This window comes from Limosilactobacillus caccae, assembly GCF_900156885.1.
Classification (GTDB): Bacteria; Bacillota; Bacilli; order Lactobacillales; family Lactobacillaceae; genus Limosilactobacillus; species Limosilactobacillus caccae.
Map to the genome: position 1 here is coordinate 488,084 of NZ_FTOY01000010.1, position 18,322 is coordinate 506,405.

The window sequence follows — 18,322 nt, forward strand, 5'->3', positions numbered from 1 at the left end:
TTTGAGATGAAGTTTGCAGATTTGAAAGGTTTTGCTTTTGACCTCGACGGGGTGATCGCCGATACTGCCCGTTTTCACGGCCAAGCATGGCACCAATTAGCGGACAAGGTGGGCACTGAATGGACCCCTGAACTAGCTGACGCCTTAAAGGGGGTCAGCCGGATGGATTCACTCGAACTTATCCTCAAGGCTGGCGGTCACGAAAATGATTACAGCCATGATGAAAAGGTAGCCTTGGCGACCGAGAAGAACGATAACTACATCAAGTTAGTTGAAACCTTGACACCGGCTGATATTTTGCCGGGGATGAAGGACTTCTTGGATGAATTAAAGGCCAACAACTACCACATTGTGTTAGCCTCGGCATCAAAGAATGCGCCAAAGGTCTTGAAGTACTTACAACTTACTGATTACTTCGAAGGGATCGTTGATCCGGCGAAGTTGACCCACGGGAAGCCAGACCCAGAAATTTATAGCGAAGCAGCGAAGTTAATGGACTTGCCTGCTGACCAGGTTGCTGGGTTAGAAGATGCCCAAGCCGGGGTTGAATCAATCAACCGTGCCGGTGAATTATCAATCGGCTTCGGGGCTGACCTGAAGGATGCTGATGTTAAGTTTGCCCACACTGGTGACGTTTCATTAGCCGCCATTAAGGCCCAGATGGAAGATTAACCAAATTAACCTCATACGACAACAATAAAATATGTGAAGCAGCGAACGGAAAAGATGGGTTTCCGGCCGCTGCTTTTTCGTTAAAGAGAGGAATAACGGCTTTTTACGCTTTTGGAAGGCATAATTGTGTTTTTTGTAAGCGCAAACCTTTATAATTAAAGATAAAAGGAGTGGGTAAAAAATGATTGAATTGAATAATATTAACGATAAATTGAATTTAAACAACGGCGTCCAGATTCCATGTGTTGGTTATGGCACCTTCCGGACACCTGCTGATGTTGCCGAGAAGGCCGTCAGCGATGCCATTGCCAATGGTTACCGGCACATCGATACCGCGGCTGTTTATGGCAATGAAGAAGCGGTTGGGAAGGGGATTAAGGACTCTGGGATTGACCGGAAGGACCTCTTTGTTACCAGTAAGCTCTGGAACACGAACCGGGGTTACGATGCGACTAAGAAGGCTTTCCAAGAGACCCTTGATCGCCTGCAGATGGACTACCTTGACCTTTACTTGATCCACTGGCCAGCTAACCAGAAGCAATTCGGTGAAGATGCGGCGAAGATCAACGCCGAAACGTGGCGGGCGATGGAAGACCTGTACCATGACGGCAAGATCCGGGCAATCGGTCTCAGTAACTTCATGCCCCACCACATTGTGGACTTAATGCAGACCGCTAAGGTTGCCCCAGCGGTTGACCAGATCGAGGTTCACCCGGGCTGGCCACACACTGAAGAAGTTAAGTACCTGCAAGCACACAACATCTTAGTTGAAGCCTGGGCACCACTAGGCGGCCAGGGTGCGACGGTAATGACAAACCCAACGATCTTACAGATTGCTGACAAGTACGGCAAGTCCGCCGCCCAGGTTTGCTTGCGCTGGGTTATCCAACAGGGTGTCGTTCCATTGCCAAAGTCAGTTCATGAAGAACGGATGATTCAAAACAAGGACTTCTTTGACTTTGAATTAACTGATGAAGAAATGGAGAAAATCAGCATGTTACCAAACATGGGTGGCCAGTGTGCGGACCCTGATGATGTTGATTTCTAAATAATTAAATATGACCTCACTAACTATCAAGGCTAGTGAGGTCATTTTATATTATAATAGGTTTCAGCTAATTCTTATTTAGGGGCGCGAGTAACGTGAAGTTAATATGGGACGACTTACGGCAGTATTCACGGCAATTTTGGCAGCACTGGCTAGCGCTGATTGCCTTATTTGTTGGCATTGATGTACTTAATCAGTTGGTATTCATTCCACTATTGCGGTGGGGGACGACTTTTATCTTGCAGGCTGGGGGGATCCCATTTGTATCTTATCAAAACCTGCTAATCCTTATTACCCAGCACCAGTTTGTTGTTTTGGCCTTGCTGGGGGAGTTAATCATCTTGCTACTGCTAATTTACTGGCAGTTTGCCCTTTTGCTATCAGGGCTACGGCTAATTCTGCATGACCAGGCGACCTGGCGGTTAATGCTACAACAATCCTGGCAGGCTGTGCGGCAGATCCGGTGGGGGTCATTGCCCTTGATGCTCGGCTATTTCATCCTGGTAATCCCATTCGTTGACTTAGTCTTTCGCACCCCCTTATTATCAAAGGTCCAGATTCCCGAGTTTATCGTCGACTTCATGACCCGCAGCGGGGCACTTTTGACGACATTAATTGTGTTCTACACGATTATCACAGTCCTGGGCGTTCGGTTGATTTTAACCCTGCCGCTGATGATTTACGAGGGGCAACCGACCAAGACCGCTGTTACCAATAGCTGGCGGTTGACCGGGCATTTGCGCTGGTGGAGCTACCTTAAGCGGTTGATTGTCCTTGGCTTATTAGCGACACTTTTTCTGGGGGCCTTTTATGCAGTGATTTACGGGGTGCAGTGGGTAATGGATTTATTTCCCGGGAAATTTGCCTTCGTCACGGCAGTCATTAACCTGACCTTGATTCAGGCAGTTAGTGAACTGCTGACAATTTGGGCAGGAATTGTTGCCTTGCAAATTATCATTGCCCTGCTACCGGTTAAGGGAATTGTTTCCGCACCGCCAACAAAAGAGCCGTACCGGGGAGTGGGACTGGTCTTTGCGATCCTGATGCTAATGATCGCCGGTGTCGCGATTTTTAACAATATTTATTACTTACGCGGCGCACAGGTAAACCAACCAATTACGATTTCGCACCGGGGAGTGGCCGAGGAAAACGGGGTGCAAAATACGATCCCCGCCCTGCAAAAAACGCACCGGCTTCATCCAACCTATGTGGAAATGGATGTTCACGAGACGAAAGACCACCAGTTTGTTGTCCTTCATGATGAAAACTTAAAGGAGCTAACGGGAGTTGACAAGACGCCCCACCAACTGACCTTAAAGCAGCTTACTAAGCTGACCGCAAAGGAAAATGGCCACCAAGCTAAGATTGCCAGCTTTGACCAGTACTTAGCGGCGGCTGAACGGCTGCATCAAAAACTACTGGTGGAAGTTAAAACAACTCCCCAGGACTCAAAGGGGATGCTTCGTCGTTTTAACCAGCAATACGGGCAACGGCTTATCCGGGACCATGATCAGGCGCAATCGTTGGATTATTGGGCAGTGACGACGTTGAAGAAACTCAACCCGCAGTTAAAGGTACTGTATATCCAGCCCTATAACTTTTCTTACCCCCACAGTATTGCGGATGGTTATTCGATGGAATATTCGACATTAAATTTTGAGTTCATCCGCCAATCACACTACCAAGACCACCCGGTGTACTCCTGGACGGTAAATGAGCCAGGGGTGATGAAACAGATGATGTACAATCACGTTGACGGCATTATCACGGATAATCTTGGTGAACTTAACCGGACAATTGGCAGTTATACGGGGGCGATGAGTTACGCCAACCGGCTACTCAACTTTATCCTGGTCGTCCCAACCGGTGGCGGCTTAGAGCCGTAACGTTGGCTGATGGTGTTAGAGGCGCGACAATGATTTGCCGGGTAATAAAATAAGCGGTCGGGAAAGTTCCCCGGCCGCTTGTTTTTATAAATTAATATTTCTCTTCTTCAGTTGTTGAATGATGACGAGGGCGACAAGACCGCCGACCATTCCCTGGATGAAGTTTGACCCCAGGCTCATAAAGCCGGTAATGACGTGGTACATCACAGAGTTGCAGATAAAGTAGATGGCAATCATTACGATTGTGCCGGCGAGGACCGCTAACCACTTACCCCACCGGTACTGACCATACTTCTTGTAGATCCAACCGCTGATCAAGCCTTCCAGACCATGGGCGGCAAATGAGAAGAGGGCATCCTGAGGGAAACCGGAGATGAGGTCTAAAAATAATCCCCCGAAGCCGCCGACAACGGTCCCGGCACCAGGACCGAGTAACATGGCGGCAGTAAATACTCCTGCGTCGCAGAGGTTGACATTGCCGTGGGTCCACGGAATGGGAAAGAGGAAGAAGCGGCCGAGAACGAGGGTGAGGGCAAGCAGCATTGCCCCGATAATAGTTCGTGTAAACTTGCGATTTGTGCGCATGATAACTCCTTGCAAAGTGACTTGCTGATAATTGTACTTGATTTGTGTTACTGGAAAAGGTTTTTCCTCCCGGTGACTAGGTAGCTGACCATTAAACAAAAATAGAGGTCAGAGTCTACTCCCTGACCTCTAAAATAATCTTTAGTAGTCACCATTCATAATTGAGTTTTTAACAATCATGTAGTCGACCTTCCGGATGGCTTCAAGGTCCTTACCCCCGGCGTAGGAAATTGATGATTGTAAGTCTTCTTGCATTTCACGAAGGGTGTCTTCGATTGAACCGCGGTAAGGGACCAGCATCTGCTTCCCTTCGACGTTGCGGTAGGCGCCCTTTTGCACTTCAGAAGCAGACCCCCAGTATTGCTTATAGCGCTTGCCATCAATGTTGATGACGTGGCCTGGTGATTCGAGGTGGCCGGCGAGTAATGAACCAATCATTACCATTGATGCACCGAAACGTACAGACTTGGTAATATCCCCGTTATGGCGGATGCCACCGTCAGCGATGATTGGCTTGCGGGCTGCCTTAGCACACCAGCGGATGGCAGACAGCTGCCAGCCCCCGGTTCCAAAACCAGTCTTTAGCTTGGTGATGCAGGCCTTGCCGGGACCAACCCCGACTTTTGTCGCGTCAGCGCCGGCATTCTCAAGGTCGCGGACTGCTTCTGGCGTTGCGACATTTCCAGCAGTGACAAAGGCAGTTGGTAATTGCTCCTTGATGTATTGGATCATCTTAATGACGTAATCAGAGTGACCATGAGCGACATCAATGGTGATGTATTCAGGAACTAATTGTTCGGCTTTTAGTTGGTCGATGAAGTCATATTCACTATCCTTAATGCCGACTGAAATCGAAGCAAATAGCCCCTGGTCGTGCATTCGCTTAATAAAACCTGGCCGGTCAGCGGGCTGGAAGCGGTGCATGACATAGTAGTAATCATTTTGTGCTAACCACACAGCGAGCTCCTCGTTAATCACACTCTCCATGTTGGCAGGGACAACGGGAATCTTAAAGGTCCGGGGACCAAACTTGATGCTCGTATCAGCATCCTTGCGACTCTTAATAATGCATTTATTAGGTACCAGTTGGATGTCATCGTAATCGAATGTTTTCACAAAGATAGCTCCTTTTTTTATTAAAAATACCGTAAATTATTATGCACTTAAAGATTGGCAGCGTCAATAAAATAGCGTACATTTTTTGGGATGGTTTCTGAAAAAGTTCGAGAAACTGTTGACGATTGCGTTGAAATCCAGTAGGATAAGGAAGTAAAAACGTTAATTTAGAAACTAAACGATGAGGTGAAAATAAATGTCATCAGTAGTTATTGTTGGTAGTCAATGGGGCGATGAAGGAAAGGGGAAGATGACCGATTACCTTAGCCAGGAAGCGGACGTTGTTGTTCGTTCCCAGGGTGGGAACAACGCCGGTCACACCATTGCCTTTGACGGCAAAAAGTTCTCATTGCGCCTTGTTCCATCAGGAATCTTTGGTAAGGATAAGCTTGCGGTAATCGGTAACGGGGTTGTGATTAACCCACCGGCATTGCTTAAGGAACTGCATTACCTCCAAGATAACGGCATTGATATTTCTGGCCTGCGGATTTCAAGCCGGTCACACATTACCTTCCCGTACCACATCTTACTCGATAAGTGCCAGGAAGAAGCAAAGGGTGACCACAAGGTTGGAACGACGAAGAACGGCATTGGCCCAACCTACATGGATAAGGTTTCACGGATTGGGATCCGGATGTGTGACTTGCTTGAAAAGGATACGTTTAAGATCAAGCTTCAACGCAACCTGGCGGAAAAGAACGAGTTGTTCACGAAGCTCTACCACGTTGACCCGCTTAACTTTGACGACATTTTTGAGAGTTACTACGAATATGGGCAGGAACTGAAGCAATACGTTACTGATACTGCCCAAATCGTCAACGATGCCTTAGATGGCGGCAAGAAGGTTCTTTTTGAAGGGGCCCAAGGGGTAATGCTCGACGTTGACCAGGGGACCTACCCATACGTGACCGCTTCTAACCCAATTGCTGGTGGTGTCTGCACCGGGGTTGGGGTTGGCCCAAATAAGATCAATACCGTTGTTGGTATCTGCAAGGCCTACTCCACCCGGGTTGGTGCTGGCCCATTCCCAACTGAATTGACGAACGAAATCGGTGACCAGATTAGAGAAACCGGTCACGAATACGGGACGGTTACTGGCCGGCCACGGCGGGTTGGTTGGTTCGATAGTGTTGCCATGCGGCACGCCCGCCGGGTCTCCGGGATTTCTTGCCTGAGCTTAAACTTATTAGATGTCTTGACGGGCTTAAAGACTGTTAAGATTTGTACATCTTACAAGCTTGACGGCAAGCAAATTGACTACTACCCAGCAAGCTTAAAAGAACTCGAACGCTGCGAACCAGTTTACGAAGAATTACCAGGCTGGGACGAAGATATTACTGGTGCGAAGTCCTTCGACGACTTACCAATCAATGCCCAAAACTACTTGAAGCGGGTGAGCGAATTATCCGAATCACCACTTGCGACGGTTTCCGTTGGTGCTGACCGGATTCAAACGATCATCGTTAAGGACCCATGGGATTTAGAAAAGTAAATTACTAATAATTGTGAAAAGAGCGGTGAGATTTGCGATCACGGCTCTTTTTTATATTGTGCTATAATCAAGCAAGATAGACGATTGAAAATAGGGAGAAAAACGATGTCACAACCAACAATTACGGTTAGCCGCCATTACCTTGACTGGCCGCTTAACCAAACGATTAACCAGAATGACTTACTACAACAACTCGGTGTTCACGCCACTGGCAGCAACGGCCAGGACCTGACGAGTAAGGTCATCATTAACTTGACCCAGGTAAACATCAACCAGGTGGGGGAATACCCGCTAATGCTCAGCGTAATGGATGCTGACGGCCAAAGTAGCCAGGACAGTGTTACCCTAAACGTCCGGGTCATGGCTAACCAGGAACCGGCTAATCACCAGTCGTCCACGCCCGCCGCGACACCAACGGACCAAAAGTCGAAAAAGGGGTGGCTGTGGCTGATCTTAGCCCTCTTGATAATCGTTGGTGTGTGGTGGGCCATCAATAACCGTAACCGCCAAGCAGACCAAGCGGCCAATAACAACGAGCAGAGCAGTCAGATTAGCAATAACTCAAGCAACATTAACAAGCTCAGTGAGGACAACCAAAAGCTTGCCAACCAGGTTGCCCAGCTAAAAGGAGCCACCCAGCAGTACCAAAAGGACCACGACCAGCAGGCACTCCAGGAGCGGTTAGACACCATCCAAAACCAGAACCAGCAGCTCCAAAACCAGGTACAAGATAACGGGGTTAAGCAGGACTTCAACCAGGTCAACGACACAATTAACGAGATCCAGCAAAACCCCGATGACGGAACCCAGATAGTCAATAACCTCAAAAACGAGGGTGACTTTGCCGAAATCTGGAGTAATGTCTCACAACAAGTACAAAAATGGTTAAGTGAGTTCGCTAGCACGGATAATTGACAGGGGCATGCTAGACCCTTAAAATAAAACTAATAATTTACCTAATTCCCGGATGGCAGGTGGGTAGTCGCCGGGGAGACTGAAAAAGAAGCGGGAATGAAGGGGTTGCCCTTTATCACCACGTCCAATTAAAAATAATATAAGGAAGTGACACGATGGCTCATGAGATTGTAGATGGTTCCAGTATGCAGCGTGCGTTGACCCGGATTACTTATGAGATTATCGAACAAAATAAGGGTGTCGATAATCTGGTGTTTGTAGGTATTAAGACACGCGGGATTTACCTAGCTAAGCGGCTGGCTAAACGGCTTAACCAGCTGGAAGGTGTTGATGTTCCGGTTGCGGCGCTAGATGTTTCCTTGTATCGTGATGATCGTCATGTTCCCGATCACCACCAGGAGCCAACAGTAAAGACTGAGCAGTTAGATATTGATATCAACGATAAGCATGTTATCCTCGTCGATGATGTTTTATTCACCGGGCGGACGGTGCGGGCCGCACTCGATGCATTGATGGATATGGGGCGGCCAAAGCGCATCTCCCTGGCGGTCCTTGTTGATCGTGGTCACCGTGAGCTGCCGATCCGGCCAGATTTTGTTGGGAAGAACATTCCGACAGCGATGAATGAGACCGTCCACGTGGCGGTTGAAGAGTACGATGGTCACGAAGATGTGACAATCGAACATAATTAATAAAGTGGGGCTTCAGGACAATTAGTCTTGGAACCCCACTTTATTAATGGCTAAATTTTATTTACTTATTTTTTATAAACGTTTAATATAGGGAACGTGAAAACGGCGAGAGGAGAAGAGACAATGGGAAAACCGATTATTGGAATTTCAGGCTCACGAATTATTAATAATAGCGGGGCCTTGCCGGGATATTACCGGAGCTACGTTAACGAGGACTATGTTGACTCGGTGATCAAAAATGGTGGGATCCCGTATATCATTCCGTTTAATGAGGACCCGGATGTCACCGCGGCACAAATTGCCAATGTCGATGGCTTGATCTTGTCCGGGGGGCACGACATTGATCCCCGCTTATATGGGGAGGAATCGCAACAAAAGATTGGGATGATCTGGCCGGAACGCGACCGCTTTGACATCCGCCTGCTGACCGGTGCTGAGCAACGGCACTTGCCCGTTCTAGGGATTTGCCGCGGTGCCCAGCTGATCAACGTGGCGCATGGTGGCTCGCTTTACCAGGACCTTAGCTACCGGCAGGAGCGGACGTTAAAGCATGACCAGGGACACACCCCGACATTGGCGACCCAGACCGCCGAGCTTATCGACGGTAGTTACTTGGCAAAGTTATTTGCGGAAAAGGAAATCTCAATCAATAGCTTCCACCACCAGCTGATCAAGAACATGGGGAAGGGCTTAGCAATCTCAGCCCAGGCCAAGGACGGCGTGGTTGAAGCCTTTGAAAATGAGGATGGCTCAATTATTGGGGTGCAGTGGCATCCAGAAATGCTCCACGGTAACGTCCAAATTATGAATAAGCTGTTTACTGACTTAATCAATAAAACGAGAAAAGAGGGCTAAGCAGATGACAAAAACAAAGTTAGGCTTTTGGTCAATTGTCCTGCTGGCAATTAATTCCATCATTGGTTCCGGGATCTTTCTTACGCCCGGCTCAGTTGTTTCAATGGTCGGCACGAAGGCTCCGCTGGCTTACTTCCTCGCGGCCATCTTTGCCGCTGTCTTAGCGATTACCTTTGCTGCGGCGGCAAAGTATGTCAGTAAGAGTGGGGCGGCCTATTCCTACGCAAAGGCCGCTTATGGCGAAAACATGGGCTTTTACATGGGGGTCGTCCGTTTCTTCTCGGCCTCCGTTGCCTGGGGAGTAATGGCCGTCGGCGTCATCCGGACGACGTTCTCCATCTTTGGTTGGCACCAGTCATTTGAAAATATTACTCTTGGTTTCATCGTATTAATGCTAATTATCATGGCAATTAACATGATGGGGCGGCGGGTCTTTACAGTTATCAATGACCTATCGACGGTCGGAAAACTGGCGGCCTTAGCGCTGATTATTGTGGCCGGGGTGGTCGTCCTCTTAAAGACGGGGGACAACCACTTTAACGAACTTGATCAGATGGTCTCACCGACTGGTAAACCCCTGATCCCCGCCTTTACGACTTCGGGCTTTGTGATGGCGGTCATTTCGGCCTTTTATGCCTTCACCGGTTTTGAAGCAGTCGCAACCGGGTCGGAAGACATGAAAGAACCGGAAAAGAACCTGCCACGGGCGATCCCGCTGGCGATTTTGATTATCGCCCTTGTTTACATCGGGACGATCGCGGTCGCAATGATGGTCGACCCGGGGGCAATGGTGACGACCAAGCAGACGGTCGCCATCGTCGCCATTTTCCATAACCGGGTACTGCAAGACTTTATCCTCGTCGGCGCTTTGATTTCAATGTTTGGGATTAACGTGGCGGCATCGTTCCATACCCCGCGGGTGCTCGAAGCGATGGCAAATGAAAACCAGGTTCCCCAGTTCATTGCGCGGCGGACAAAGCGGAATTTCCCGTTAGTTTCGTTTATCATTACCCTGGTCCTTGCGGTTGGGATTCCAATGGCCTTTCAATACAGTTTGCCAACGATTATCGTGGTCAGTGCAACGGTCCGCTTCTTTGAGTTTATCGTGATTCCGCTGGGGGTCATCCGCTTTTACCGCGGGACGAATAAGGAACCGGTTCTTAACGCCGAAAAGAATGTCGTTACCGATGCGATTTTGCCAGCTCTTTCAGTTGTCATTACGATTTTCTTGCTGATCCGGTATGATTGGGTGAGTGAGTTTAGCATCGTTAAGGCCGGTCAGTTGGTGCCAAACTGGTATGCCATCTTTGGAATGATCTTTGGCTTCGTGATTTTGCCGGTAATCTTGTTTGCCCTTACCCGTCGTGAACGCGCGCAGAATAAAGTTGATTAGTTTTAGCGACCCGAAAAAATAAGCGTCCCACTTGAAAATAGCTGGGACGCTTTTCTTATATTATTTTTCTTTCCAGTATTTTGCGCGCGTCAGGATTTCTTTTGAACGTTCATCCGCGGGCCGGTAACCCTTATTAAAGAGGTGCCGGAAGTACATCATGTTGTAGAAGAAACAAAAGAAGAGTGATGGCCACGGGAATTCTAATAAGAAATTTAGGCCAAAAAACATTGCGACTAACGCATAGTCCATGTCTAAGACAATCATCAAGATAAAGTTGTAGTAGTCGCCACGGAATAGGGCCGGCAGTGGGCCAAACCAGAGAGTAGTCCACGAAAAGCCGACTTTGGCAATGCGGATATCCCCCTGATCATTAACGATTTTGGCGTAGTTTGGTGGGAGGGGGAGATTGTTTAAATTAAACGGATTTTGGTTGTTGTTATTGTTGTTACCAAATGGGTTTTGCATATCTCGTCCACTTCTTTCTATAAGTATTAATATTAACACAATGTCGCCGTGATAGAAAACGATCGCAACCTTTCAAGGAATATTAACAATTATATGGTAAACTCGAATTGATAACCATGAAAGGGGACCTAGGGGATGCTTTTCTTCCTAAATGATAATATTCAGCGAAATAAATCAGGGATTGAGCATGCGCAGATTAAGCGCCTGCACCTCTTTGAAAAATATGACCAGCCAGCGAAGATCGTTACCCGCCAGTACTCAAACGAGTTGCACCTGGTAACGGCGGAGGCGGGGATTGATGACCATGATTTTATTAACCTATTTGACTACTTCCAAGATGCTTGCAATGTACCACAAAAGGATATCGGAATCAAAGATGTTAAGGTCAACCCCCGGTGGGAACGGCGTGCTGACGGGATTAACTATAACTACTACCAAAATGGTAAGCGGGTTTTGTACATCCGGCGGCGGAGTGAGACTGACCGGCGGGTGATTAATATCCAGTCTTTTGACCACTTTGGCAAGTTGTTAAAGGTCAGCTGGTTTGATAGTCGCGGCTTTATTTCGGTTGAGCAGTTATACGACTGGGAAGGAAAGATGGCCACCGAAAATTACTTCCGTCCTGACGGTTCCCTTGCAATGCAGCTGGCTCACCAGCAAAATAAGCGGGGCAAGGAGGTCAAGACCTACCACCTCTTTAACTATCGGGGGCATGACTACCATTTTAGCGACTTCGATGAGTTGACCCGCTTCTTCCTTGATGAATTAGTTTGCGACAAGCAAGTCTGCGGCGAAGGCCCTGTTGGCTTTGTCGTTGACCGGGTTTATGAGCTTGGCTGGGCGGTCCTCCACATGAAGCACCGCGTCTTCCGTGCTCTCCAGTTACATAATGACCACGTTAATAACCCGGCCGATATGCTCCACTCCCCACTCAACTATAACTACGACTGGGGACTAAAGCACCTGACCGCTTGGGACGGTGTAATCACCTTAACACCACAACAGCAAGCAGATGTTGAAGAGCGCTTCGGTGGTCAGGGCGTTAAGATTTACCGGATCCCTGGACCGATTGTGCCGGCCGCCGTTATTGATAAGCAGCCGGTTCCCTTCAATAAGCGGACGGTTAACCAGGTAGTAATGGTTGCCCGGCTGTCCCCAGAAAAGCAGCAGGACCACCTGTTAAAGGCATGGCCCCGGGTTCGCCAAGCGGTTCCGACCGCGAAATTGGACTTTTGGGGATACGCGAACGATAACTTCGATAAGACCCTTGAAAAGCTGGTGAAAGAAGAGCAGATTGGTAATTCTGTCACATTCCACGGCTATACTGATGATGTCAATGCGGTTTATGAAGATGCCCAGCTGTTGATCTTGCCAAGTCGGGCGGAAGGCTTACCCCTATCGCTGGTGGAGGCGCAATCACACGGGTTGCCGATCGTGGCAAATGATATTAAGTATGGCCCGGCAGACGTTGTTATTGACCACCAGGATGGCTTGTTGACGGAAAACGGTGATATTGATGGCCTAGCAGCGGCGATTATTAGCCTGCTAACCGACCAAAAACGGCTGGCGGAGATGAGTGCTAACGCATACGAGGACAGTAAGCGCTATTCGGAGCCAAACGTAATGAAATTATGGCAAGAACTTGTTGATGATATGCAAACAAAGGAGGTTAAGTAACAGTGTACTTTTTTGTAAACCAGTACCTGCTTAGCAGTAATTCAAGCGTTGAACATGCTGAGATGAAGCGGGTGAAACTGTTTCGCCAACACGATACACCGGCGAAAATAGTGACGCGTGACTTTGACCCTGTTTTGCATGAAACAATTACCAAGTTTGACTTGGCCGATGATGACGTCGTTAACATGTTTGACTTCTTTGCTGATACAACGGATTATCAGGGGAAAAAGTTGCGGACAGAAGACCTCCACTTACCCGTTGATTACCAGGTCGGGACGGGGAATAATTACCGCGAGGCTAAGGATGGGCAACGGTTGGTCTGTGAAGTCCACTTTGCGGCCGGGACAGTCGGGCAGGTTAACCACGTTGATTACTATGACCTGGCTGGCAACATGACCCTGCGGCAAAAGTATGACATCCGGGGCTTTAAAGCCGTCGATGAGTTCTTTGGAGAAGACGGGCAGCTTTTTTATGCCCGCTACTATCGCCCTGACCAGCAAGTATACCTGGAACGCTACTATGTTAAATCGGTCAAGAATACCCCGATTAACTCATTGAATGTCTTGCACTACCAGGGAGAGGACCGCTTCTTCGATTCGCTAGAAGACCTTTTTGTGTTCTTCTTGGATGAGCTTAACCGGACGAACGGGGAAGGAAATACCTTCATTGCCGACCGGCCAGCAGTGGCGATTACCCCGGTGCAAAATATGCAGAGTGCGGCGAAGAAGTTCTTATGGCTGCCGATGAACCAAGTAAACGATGGGCAGGACCTAGTCCGGGGGCCGTTAAATTCGATGCTTACCCAACCGTTAGGGGCGGATGCTGGTAAGTGGGATGGCGTTATCGTCATGACGACGAAGCAGGCAGCGATGTTGCGCCAGCAGGTTGGCGACCGGTTGCCAATTATTGTCATTAACGGGGTGCCGGTCAATGCCCAGCCCCGGCGTGCAGAAAGCGACCGCCAAGCTGGGCAGCTGATTTATGTTGGCCGGCTTGGTGAAGATAAACAAATTGGGCAACTAATTGATATCTTTACACGCATCCACCAAGCGGTACCAGCAAGTAAGCTGACCTTGTATGGTTACGGCACGCCCCAGGATGTTAATAACTATAAGCAGCGAGTGAAGGATAACGGCCTCGAGGATGCAGTTGTTTTTGCGGGTTACCAGGTCCACCTCGCTGAAGCCTATGACCAGGCTCAATTATTGGTCGATGCAAGCCGGATCGATGCCCAGCCCCTTGCGATGGGCGAGGCCTTGAGCCATGGGGTGCCGGTTGTTAGCTATGATTACCTGTATGGGCCAGCAGAAATGATTACATCAGGCGTGAACGGGGAATTAATCCCGCTGAATGATGAGCAAGCCTTTATCGATACAGTGATCGGTTTGCTTCAAGATGATGATGCCCGCCAGCAACTTAGTGACGGAGCATATGATAAGCTAAATGCCATTGGTGAAGAAAAAACTTGGGAACAATGGCAACAGCTATCATCACGGTAAGAATTTTTGAGTATAATATAATAAAGGGCTGAACATAAAAAGAAGAATTATTTTTCGGGCCCTTTAGCGTTATCTGGTGATAACTTAATGATGAAGGGTGAGGGCAGAAAAAATGGATAATTACGAAGCAATGAACTTTTATTATGGACTTCTTAATTTACACGCAGGCGTCTTTAAGCCCAACCTGTGTGAAATTTTAATGCTCGTTGCACAGAGTGTGCCGGAAACGAGCCAACCAGCCGCCGCGTACCAACCACGAGAAGAAGCCACCCCAACAACTGGTCATGAAGATGCCGCACAATTAACGTTTGGCTCATTTTATGACGATGGTCATATCTTGCATAACGTTAAGATTGACACACAGTCGGACTTCTTCCTTGATCCAACCCGGGGTGATACGGTAAAGTGGCACGTTAGCTTTACCGTCGCCAAGGATGTTCGCCCGGCTGACCAATTTATCGTCCAGTTGTCTGATAACTTGATTGTGGCCGCCAACGGGCATCCGCGGCACCCGATTGCTGACTACGTTGACCAGGACGGCGTGGTCATTGCGATGGGTGACTACCAGCCGGACAAGCACCAATTAGTTTATACGTTTACTAATTATGTTACCGATCACCGGCAAATTGTTGGGAAAATTAATGGTGAATTGAGCATTGACCCCGTGACGGTGCCAGAAAATGAATTTGGGATGCGGTGTTACATTGAAATTGATAAGTACCGCCGCGATTTTACGATTGATGTTGACTACCCTGATTTAAGCAATGATACCTTCTTAGGGATCTCCAGTCGGATGATGAGCTTTGACCAGGACCGGCAGCTCTTTACTGATTTGCTTTACGTTAATGCAGCGGAAAAGAAACTTGACCACGGTTACCTCATCTTCAATACCAGTGAGATGGTTGAGGAATTATCAAATGCAATTGTGTCCCCCACGACAATGCGGATTGAGGTCTTCCAAAACGCACGCCACTTAAAGCTGCCACAATCCTACGGCGTTGACTTGCGGCGCTTGCGCAACGTCACCAACCGCTTCCCAATTGTGAAGGGTGACCACTTGGTAGCGACACCGTGGACGATTTCATTTGCTGACAATAAGATGCGGTTAAATCTGGGGGCTGATGATAGTAATGACTCGTACGTAATTAAGATTGTCGGCCAGTATAATGACGAGCTTGACGGGGCAGTGCGCTTGCGGGCCCGGTTGTTTGGTGTTGATGATAACAACGTCTACATGAGCAACTCCACCGATGCGGCCGCCAGCGAAACGCTGATGACGGTGACTGGCAGTGCGGTTGCCAAGGAAGGCCGCCATGCTGAAATGACTGATGATGTAAATGAAGGGGACTTTTCAGCAGCGACGGTTGACCCGGATGCGCCTTACGACGAACTTGCCCCTGGCGCAGTGGACCAGGAGAACGGTTGGGAAGACACTTCACTGGCCGGTGAAGCGATCGATGCCGACACCACTGGGGATGCAGCGGCAGCAGATCCTGAATCATCCGCGTACATTATTTCGTTTGACGATGAAACGGCAGGGCCTGCAGAACAAGAAGCAGCAACGCCAGCGCATGACGGTGAGGAAGCAGAAAGTAACGGGATTGATGTGACTGACTTAGAAGATGAAGCAGCCACGGACTATGACCGGCGTTTTGCTAAACTCCTGAAGAAGAACATGGCTAAAGCGGCCAATAGCGACGCCGAAGTTGCTGCCACACCAACACCGGTCCCACCAGCAGAAACAGGGCACGAGGTCGTTGCGATGCAACCAACGGAGGTATTCTTGCCAAAGACAAGCACGGCCCCAGCTAGCGATCAACCAATCGTAACGGCCAGTGAAGAGGGAGAAGACAAAGCCGTCGAAGTTGCTGAGGAGCAACCACAAGCGGCAACCGTCGCGACCGAAGATACCACGCCAACGCCAGTGGTAGTGGTAACCGAAGACCCAATTTCCGATGAGGACTTGGCGCGGACCGCGGTTGAAGTAAGTGAGGAGCCGGTTGCTGATAAGCCAGCCGAAGAAGAACCAGCGGTTAAGCAAAGTGCCGCTCCACTGCCGATGCCATCAAGGCGACCACCGCGCCGGGTTGGCCGGTTTGAACGCTACCAGCGCGGTTCGTCACTGCGCCATTTGCGGCGGCGATAGAAAAATCAAAGGAGAAAAATTGCTGGAAGAGCAGATTTCTCCTTTTTTATTTTACTAAAATTGTAATCGTTTACATAAAACCCTTGCAATTTAAAAATGAGGTGTTAGTATTTAATTGAAAGTTGAGTAAACGTTTACATTGATTACGAAGCTATTATTTAACAATTTTACTAAAAGAGGTTTTGACTCATGGAAAATAATCATTGGTGGAATAATTCAGTTGTTTATCAAATTTACCCAAAGAGCTACCAAGACACGAACCACGATGGTGTCGGTGACTTACGTGGGATCATCAACCACCTTGACTACATCAAGAAGTTAGGCGTGGACATTATTTGGCTAAACCCAATCTACGAGTCACCACAAGTTGATAATGGTTACGACATCAGTAACTACGAAGCAATCAACCCGACACTTGGCAGCATGGATGACTTCCAAGAATTAATTGATGGCATTCATGACCGGGGGATGAAGCTGGTGATGGACCTGGTTGTTAACCACACATCAGACCAGCATAACTGGTTTAAGGAATCCCGGAAGGGGAAGGATAACCCTTACCGTGACTACTACATCTGGCGTGATGGTAAGGACGGCAAGGAACCAAATAACTGGGGATCATACTTCTCCGGGGCAGCCTGGAAGTACGATGAAGAATCTAGTCAGTACTACTTACACCTCTTCGCCCCAGAACAACCTGACTTGAACTGGGAAAACCCAGATGTCCGGCACACCGTTTATGACATGATGAACTGGTGGGCAGCCAAGGGGGTTGATGGTTTCCGGATGGACGTTATCAACCTAATCTCTAAGCCAGAGGGACTGCCAGATGCACCACAAAGCGGCGATGAAAAGTACGGTAACGTTGAACCGCTTGTTTCTAACGGTCACCGGATCCACGAATTCTTGCAAGAGATGAACCAGAACGTCATGAGCAAGCACAAGATGGTCACCGTGGGGGAAACGCCAGGGGCAACGCCAGCTGACGCGGAAAAGTATGCCAACCTTGATAACAAGGAATTGAACATGGTCTTCCAATTCGAACACATGAGCCTTGATGGCAACCCTAACCCCGCCTTAGGTAAGTGGTATGACCAAAAGACCAGCCTCAAGGACTTACGGGCAAACTTGACGAAGTGGCAAGAAAAGCTCTACGGCAAGGCCTGGAACTCACTTTACTGGAACAACCACGACCAGCCACGGGTAGTATCACGGTTTGGAAATGACACGACGGAAGACTACCGGGTAAAGTCGGCGAAGATGTTAGCAACGATGATGCACATGATGCAGGGGACACCATACATCTACGAAGGGGAAGAAATCGGGATGACCAATGCTTACTTCCCAAAGCTCGAAGACTATGTTGACCTTGAATCAATCAACGCTTACCACCAGCTAGTAGATGATCAGCACCTTCTTGATGGTAAGACGATGATGAAGTACATCGCTATTCACTCTCGGGACAATGCCCGGACGCCAATGCAATGGGACGACAGTGAATACGCAGGCTTCTCTGACCATACTCCATGGGAAAAGGTAAATCCAAATTACAAGGAAATCAACGTTAAGAATGCCTTGGCCGACAAGAACTCGGTCTTCTACTACTACCAAAAGTTGATTGAACTCCGGCACACGATGCCAGTCATCACGAATGGTAAGTATGCGTTAGTCGCTGGTAACGAAGACGATAACGAGATCTTTGCCTACACCCGGAAGGATGATCAGACAACCTTATTAGTTATCTTGAACTACACTGATCAGACTGTTGAAAGAAATTACGATGTGCCTGCTGATGCTAAGCTTTTGATTAGCAACTATGAGGATGACCAGCATGACACAATCCGGCCATACGAAGCCAAAGTTTACCAATTCTAAGGGATGAAA

Annotated in this window: 15 protein-coding genes; 12 read left to right on the plus strand and 3 right to left on the minus strand. The window is 48.5% G+C overall.

Annotated features, from left to right (window positions below; all coding sequences use genetic code 11):
* The first annotated feature begins 6 nt into the window (after positions 1 to 6).
* The 3 genes from pgmB to CZ502_RS05560 all read left to right on the plus strand — a co-directional run bounded on the left by pgmB (position 7) and on the right by CZ502_RS05560 (position 3,606).
* Positions 7 to 672, plus strand: coding sequence for a beta-phosphoglucomutase (pgmB, locus tag CZ502_RS05550; RefSeq protein WP_076460372.1), 666 nt, complete (start codon positions 7 to 9; stop codon positions 670 to 672).
* A 181-nt stretch (positions 673 to 853) separates the two neighbouring features.
* Positions 854 to 1,720, plus strand: coding sequence for an aldo/keto reductase (locus CZ502_RS05555; protein WP_076460375.1), 867 nt, complete (start codon positions 854 to 856; stop codon positions 1,718 to 1,720).
* A 95-nt stretch (positions 1,721 to 1,815) separates the two neighbouring features.
* Complete coding sequence (locus CZ502_RS05560; protein ID WP_076460377.1) at positions 1,816 to 3,606, plus strand: glycerophosphoryl diester phosphodiesterase membrane domain-containing protein; 1,791 nt, start codon at positions 1,816 to 1,818, stop codon at positions 3,604 to 3,606.
* An 84-nt stretch (positions 3,607 to 3,690) separates the two neighbouring features.
* On the opposite strand, the gene CZ502_RS05565 is transcribed toward CZ502_RS05560, so the two are convergent.
* Positions 3,691 to 4,191: an ECF transporter S component gene (locus CZ502_RS05565; RefSeq protein ID WP_076460379.1), complete on the minus strand. Its 501-nt coding sequence runs from the start codon at positions 4,189 to 4,191 to the stop codon at positions 3,691 to 3,693.
* A 141-nt stretch (positions 4,192 to 4,332) separates the two neighbouring features.
* On the minus strand, positions 4,333 to 5,307 hold the full coding sequence (locus CZ502_RS05570) for a GMP reductase (protein WP_076460381.1): 975 nt from the start codon (positions 5,305 to 5,307) through the stop codon (positions 4,333 to 4,335).
* Between the two features lie 196 nt (positions 5,308 to 5,503).
* On the opposite strand from CZ502_RS05570, the gene CZ502_RS05575 reads away from it, so the two are divergent.
* The 5 genes from CZ502_RS05575 to CZ502_RS05595 all read left to right on the plus strand — a co-directional run bounded on the left by CZ502_RS05575 (position 5,504) and on the right by CZ502_RS05595 (position 10,654).
* Complete coding sequence (locus CZ502_RS05575) at positions 5,504 to 6,799, plus strand: adenylosuccinate synthase (protein ID WP_076460383.1); 1,296 nt, start codon at positions 5,504 to 5,506, stop codon at positions 6,797 to 6,799.
* A 105-nt stretch (positions 6,800 to 6,904) separates the two neighbouring features.
* Positions 6,905 to 7,714: an immunoglobulin-like domain-containing protein gene (locus tag CZ502_RS05580; protein ID WP_076460385.1), complete on the plus strand. Its 810-nt coding sequence runs from the start codon at positions 6,905 to 6,907 to the stop codon at positions 7,712 to 7,714.
* A gap of 155 nt (positions 7,715 to 7,869) precedes the next feature.
* Entirely contained in the window at positions 7,870 to 8,406 is a 537-nt protein-coding gene (gene pyrR / locus CZ502_RS05585) for a bifunctional pyr operon transcriptional regulator/uracil phosphoribosyltransferase PyrR (RefSeq protein WP_076460387.1), read from the plus strand.
* A 123-nt stretch (positions 8,407 to 8,529) separates the two neighbouring features.
* Complete coding sequence (locus tag CZ502_RS05590; protein WP_076460389.1) at positions 8,530 to 9,261, plus strand: gamma-glutamyl-gamma-aminobutyrate hydrolase family protein; 732 nt, start codon at positions 8,530 to 8,532, stop codon at positions 9,259 to 9,261.
* Positions 9,262 to 9,265: 4 nt separating this feature from the next.
* Complete coding sequence (locus CZ502_RS05595; RefSeq protein WP_076460391.1) at positions 9,266 to 10,654, plus strand: APC family permease; 1,389 nt, start codon at positions 9,266 to 9,268, stop codon at positions 10,652 to 10,654.
* A 60-nt stretch (positions 10,655 to 10,714) separates the two neighbouring features.
* On the opposite strand, the gene CZ502_RS05600 is transcribed toward CZ502_RS05595, so the two are convergent.
* Complete coding sequence (locus CZ502_RS05600) at positions 10,715 to 11,119, minus strand: hypothetical protein (protein ID WP_076460393.1); 405 nt, start codon at positions 11,117 to 11,119, stop codon at positions 10,715 to 10,717.
* A gap of 135 nt (positions 11,120 to 11,254) precedes the next feature.
* On the opposite strand from CZ502_RS05600, the gene CZ502_RS05605 reads away from it, so the two are divergent.
* From CZ502_RS05605 to CZ502_RS05620, 4 genes are all read left to right on the plus strand, one after another.
* A complete protein-coding gene (locus tag CZ502_RS05605; RefSeq protein WP_076460395.1) occupies positions 11,255 to 12,796 on the plus strand; it encodes a glycosyltransferase in 1,542 nt (513 codons plus the stop codon).
* A gap of 2 nt (positions 12,797 to 12,798) precedes the next feature.
* Positions 12,799 to 14,295 (plus strand): glycosyltransferase, encoded by a 1,497-nt coding sequence (locus CZ502_RS05610; RefSeq protein WP_076460397.1) that lies wholly within the window; start codon positions 12,799 to 12,801, stop codon positions 14,293 to 14,295.
* 112 nt (positions 14,296 to 14,407) lie between these two features.
* Positions 14,408 to 16,441 carry a fibrinogen-binding adhesin SdrG C-terminal domain-containing protein gene (locus CZ502_RS05615; protein WP_076460399.1) on the plus strand — a complete coding sequence of 678 codons (2,034 nt, stop codon included), beginning with the start codon at positions 14,408 to 14,410 and terminating at the stop codon, positions 16,439 to 16,441.
* A gap of 189 nt (positions 16,442 to 16,630) precedes the next feature.
* Positions 16,631 to 18,313, plus strand: a complete 1,683-nt coding sequence (locus CZ502_RS05620) for a glycoside hydrolase family 13 protein (protein WP_076460402.1) — start codon at positions 16,631 to 16,633, stop codon at positions 18,311 to 18,313.
* Positions 18,314 to 18,322 lie beyond the last annotated feature (9 nt).